Raw genomic sequence first — 5,000 nt, 5'->3', positions numbered from 1 at the left:
CCTTATTTAGACCAGTGAGCTGTTACGCTTTCTTTAAAGGATGGCTGCTTCTAAGCCAACCTCCTGGTTGTTTTGGGATTTCCACATCCTTTCCCACTTAGCCACGAATTAGGGGCCTTAGCTGTAGGTCCGGGTTGTTTCCCTCTCCACGACGGACGTTAGCACCCGCCGTGTGACTCCCGGATAGTACTCTCAGGTATTCGGAGTTTGGTTGGGTTTGGTAAGACGGTAAGTCCCCCTAGCCCATCCAGTGCTCTACCCCCTGAGGTATTCATCCGAGGCGATACCTAAATATCTTTCGCGGAGAACCAGCTATTTCCCAGTTTGATTGGCCTTTCACCCCTAACCACAAGTCATCGGAGTCTTTTTCAACAGACACCCGTTCGGTCCTCCAGTGAGTGTTACCTCACCTTCAACCTGCTCATGGCTAGATCACTAGGTTTCGGGTCTAATACAACGAACTTGACGCCCTATTCAGACTCGCTTTCGCTGCGCCTTCGCCTATCGGCTTAAGCTTGCTCGTTAAATTAAGTCGCTGGCCCATAATACAAAAGGTACGATGTCACCCAGAACGTATCTTGGGCTCCATCTGTTTGTAGGTGTCCGGTTTCAGGTCTATTTCACTCCCCTCGTCGGGGTGCTTTTCACCTTTCCCTCACGGTACTGGTTCGCTATCGGTCGCTGAGGAGTACTTAGGCTTGGAGGGTGGTCCCCCCGTGTTCAGACAGGATTACACGTGTCCCGCCTTACTCGTGGATACATCATCGCATTACTCGTACGGGGCTATCACCCTCTGAGGCCCAGCTTTCCTGACTGGTTCCGATTGTCTTTGATGTATCACTGGCCTGGTCCGCGTTCGCTCGCCACTACTAACGGAGTCTCGATTGATGTCCTTTCCTCCAGGTACTTAGATGTTTCAGTTCCCTGGGTTTGCTTAAAACCTCCTATTTTATTCGGAAGTCTCATACCTTCACTTGATAACTGGAAATCCAAAACCTCGCGGCTTGGTCTCAAACATGACTGTCCAAACCCCAAGATCGGAGATCTTGGAGTTCCAGCTATCGAAGGTGGGTTTCCCCATTCGGAAATCCGTGGATCAAAGCTTCTTCGCAGCTCCCCACGGCTTATCGCAGCGTAGCACGTCCTTCATCGCCTCTCAGCGCCAAGGCATCCACCGAACACCCTTAAGGCACTTGATTGCTCTCATTATCAATGTCCACACACTCGGCAGAATGTTGTCTGTACAACTGCCAGAAGACCGAAGTCTCAGGCGTGCATCCTCGATGAATGCGATTGCACAGCCGGACATTGACTAGAAAGACCAGCTTGCTTCGTAAGATCGGCCCGATAGCGAGGCGGTCAAGCTTCGCTACAAAGATCGTTTTACAACTCGCTCACCTCACTCATCTTGCGATGAATTTCGATGCGCGAGCGCCGAAAACGATCTGGAGATTAGGAATGGTACCCGCGAATTGCTTCGCAGATCCAAACTCGGATCGATCTCCTCTTTACGATGTCAGAAAACACGCACGTCACCGTCCATCCGGACCAATGAGTGCGAAGTGATGTTTCGCGGACGATTTGAACAGAGCTCCTGCACAAGGCGCATTGTCGAGCTTCAATTCCATCTGGTGGAGCCAGACGGGATCGAACCGACGACCTCATGCTTGCAAAGCACGCGCTCTCCCAGCTGAGCTATGGCCCCGTACCAGAAGACGAAGCGCATTGTTGATACCCGCTCGCCTTCGCCAAAGCTACGGCGCAGCAGCCTTCATCTTGAAAGGCCTGCCTAGCCGAAGCAGCGAAGCGCGAAGGCTGGTGGGCCTGGGAAGACTTGAACTTCCGACCTCACGCTTATCAAGCGCGCGCTCTAACCAACTGAGCTACAAGCCCCTAACACGAGAGACATGCCGGCGCGCACCCGACTTGCATCGGTGCGACGCACAGCGCTCAGCCCCTGGCGCGTGTTCGTCCGCGAAGAAAGAGAAACGAAGACGGCGAAATCCCGCCAATGGAGCTCAACAATCCTGAAATTGCTGGCCCCTGAATGTTTCTAAAACGATCCGATAGTGAGCGTGAGCTCGCTGAAGGATCATCCTTAGAAAGGAGGTGATCCAGCCGCAGGTTCCCCTACGGCTACCTTGTTACGACTTCACCCCAGTCGCTGACCCTACCGTGGCCGGCTGCCTCCCTTGCGGGTTAGCGCACCGTCTTCAGGTAAAACCAACTCCCATGGTGTGACGGGCGGTGTGTACAAGGCCCGGGAACGTATTCACCGTGGCGTGCTGATCCACGATTACTAGCGATTCCAACTTCATGGGCTCGAGTTGCAGAGCCCAATCCGAACTGAGACGGCTTTTTGAGATTTGCGAAGGGTCGCCCCTTAGCATCCCATTGTCACCGCCATTGTAGCACGTGTGTAGCCCAGCCCGTAAGGGCCATGAGGACTTGACGTCATCCCCACCTTCCTCGCGGCTTATCACCGGCAGTCTCCTTAGAGTGCTCAACTAAATGGTAGCAACTAAGGACGGGGGTTGCGCTCGTTGCGGGACTTAACCCAACATCTCACGACACGAGCTGACGACAGCCATGCAGCACCTGTCTCCGGTCCAGCCGAACTGAAGAACTCCATCTCTGGAGTCCGCGACCGGGATGTCAAGGGCTGGTAAGGTTCTGCGCGTTGCGTCGAATTAAACCACATGCTCCACCGCTTGTGCGGGCCCCCGTCAATTCCTTTGAGTTTTAATCTTGCGACCGTACTCCCCAGGCGGAATGCTTAAAGCGTTAGCTGCGCCACTAGTGAGTAAACCCACTAACGGCTGGCATTCATCGTTTACGGCGTGGACTACCAGGGTATCTAATCCTGTTTGCTCCCCACGCTTTCGTGCCTCAGCGTCAGTATCGGGCCAGTGAGCCGCCTTCGCCACTGGTGTTCTTGCGAATATCTACGAATTTCACCTCTACACTCGCAGTTCCACTCACCTCTCCCGAACTCAAGATCTTCAGTATCAAAGGCAGTTCTGGAGTTGAGCTCCAGGATTTCACCCCTGACTTAAAGACCCGCCTACGCACCCTTTACGCCCAGTGATTCCGAGCAACGCTAGCCCCCTTCGTATTACCGCGGCTGCTGGCACGAAGTTAGCCGGGGCTTATTCTTGCGGTACCGTCATTATCTTCCCGCACAAAAGAGCTTTACAACCCTAGGGCCTTCATCACTCACGCGGCATGGCTGGATCAGGCTTGCGCCCATTGTCCAATATTCCCCACTGCTGCCTCCCGTAGGAGTTTGGGCCGTGTCTCAGTCCCAATGTGGCTGATCATCCTCTCAGACCAGCTACTGATCGTCGCCTTGGTGAGCCGTTACCTCACCAACTAGCTAATCAGACGCGGGCCGATCTTTCGGCGATAAATCTTTCCCCGTAAGGGCTTATCCGGTATTAGCACAAGTTTCCCTGTGTTGTTCCGAACCAAAAGGTACGTTCCCACGCGTTACTCACCCGTCTGCCGCTGACATATTGCTATGCCCGCTCGACTTGCATGTGTTAAGCCTGCCGCCAGCGTTCGCTCTGAGCCAGGATCAAACTCTCAAGTTGGACTTGAAACCTTTGAACCGGCTGATCACAACGTTTGACGAGGTCCCACCATTCTTCACCGACCGAAGCCGATGAGCTGCCGACGATTCACATCGCTGGCAACGATGGTGTAACCTTTAAAACGTGTACCGCCGAAGTCTTTCGTCCACTCTCAGAAGTCAAAAGCCGAAGCTTTCAAGTTTTCCGAGAGACGCAAGGACTCCGCCGTCCACGTTTCTCTTTCTTCATCTTCACTTGTCAAACAGCCCGGGATCCGATGACCCCACACCCTTGGAGGGTGGTTCTACCCTTCACCGACCGACAGTGAACCTCAACCGATTTATGTCGGCTGTTGTGTCACTCATCAACGAGGTGAGGAGCATCAGTGGCGCGTTCGCTCGCCTTGGTCAGTGACCCGGCGGCGCCGCGCTCAGTGGTTGGTTTATAGTCCCCACCCCTCGGGATTGTCAACGGCCATTGTCAACAAATCGTCGCACGCCGAAATCGCTTGTGCAGCGCGAAGAAATTCACGTTCTTTCCGTGGCTTAGGTCGGAGGTAAAAATTCGCCACCCAGCGCGCGTGGTAAAAAACTTGAAAAAAAGTTTGTCGCCGGAGGGCCCGTCAGCCCCTTCCGGACGGGTTCCGAGCCCCTCCAGGCGGGGCGGCGGCATGGACCTGCTTCAGGAAACTTTTCCACCCTAAATGCCGCACTTGAGCCACAATCCTGCGACGTTCTGGCTATAAGACATGCACTGAACCGCTCGTAACCTGTGGGGGCACGGGTGGTTTTTCTGAGGGACCAGGCGATTTTCTCCAAGAACCCGTCGCCTCTTCCCTGCACGGCCGAGCAATATCGAGAGATCTGCACACCATTGACGTTCGGGATCGCGGCCAGCGAATGGCCTTCGTCTCTTCGACTTCGATGCGTGTGGCTCGCCACGCTGCCGAATTCCCTCTCGGAGGGAGCGAGGTGGAGATGAGGACGAGCAGAGGACGATCGCAGTTGCTGGAATTTGGGGGGATACAGGGTTGAGCCAACGGGCGTCACGCGGAAGCGGCATTGGGCGCGAGACCGGGATGATCGATCTCGGTCACGAACCGCCGCTTTCAGTCGACGGCACCGAGGCTGCGGTGATCGATCGCCGCCGTGTCTCCGTTCAATGGTTCAGCGGCACCATTCTGACTGGCTTATGTGGCGCGGCCCTGATCGGCGGCGCCGTTTTTGCGTCGCTCGACGGCGAGATGACCTTCGCCAAGGTGCCGGAGCGCGTCGAAGGCGCGCTACGCGGCGCCTTTACCGGCAATGATCGCGTCGTCAGCCTGCACAAGGGTGACCGCCTGCCGCCGCCGAGCGAATCTTCCGCCTCCCGCAGCCTCGGTGCCGTCGACTGAAAGCGGCGGTTCGTGACCGAGATCGATCATCCCGG

Annotated in this window: 2 tRNA genes, 2 rRNA genes and 1 pseudogene (1 of these 5 running past the window's edge); 1 reads left to right on the top strand and 4 read right to left on the bottom strand. The window is 55.4% G+C overall.

The window, feature by feature from the left end:
• From FNJ47_RS38425 to FNJ47_RS38410, 4 genes are all read right to left on the bottom strand, one after another.
• A 23S ribosomal RNA gene (locus tag FNJ47_RS38425) occupies nucleotides 1-1,199 on the bottom strand (it extends 1,647 nt beyond the left edge of the window).
• A 430-nt stretch (nucleotides 1,200-1,629) separates the two neighbouring features.
• Nucleotides 1,630-1,705 (bottom strand) — tRNA-Ala (locus FNJ47_RS38420).
• 111 nt (nucleotides 1,706-1,816) lie between these two features.
• Nucleotides 1,817-1,893 (bottom strand) — tRNA-Ile (locus FNJ47_RS38415).
• Between the two features lie 209 nt (nucleotides 1,894-2,102).
• A 16S ribosomal RNA gene (locus tag FNJ47_RS38410) occupies nucleotides 2,103-3,593 on the bottom strand.
• Together the 16S and 23S rRNA genes with 2 tRNA genes alongside form the textbook arrangement of a ribosomal RNA operon.
• A gap of 1,009 nt (nucleotides 3,594-4,602) precedes the next feature.
• Here FNJ47_RS38410 and FNJ47_RS38405 point away from each other — a divergent pair.
• Nucleotides 4,603-4,950: pseudogene (locus FNJ47_RS38405) on the top strand (hypothetical protein); the annotation flags it as partial.
• Nucleotides 4,951-5,000 lie beyond the last annotated feature (50 nt).

Source organism: Bradyrhizobium uaiense (assembly GCF_010811875.1).
GTDB lineage: Bacteria > Pseudomonadota > Alphaproteobacteria > Rhizobiales > Xanthobacteraceae > Bradyrhizobium > Bradyrhizobium uaiense.
Note: the sequence above shows the minus strand (reverse complement) of the source record. Positions and strands in the feature narration are given on the sequence as shown.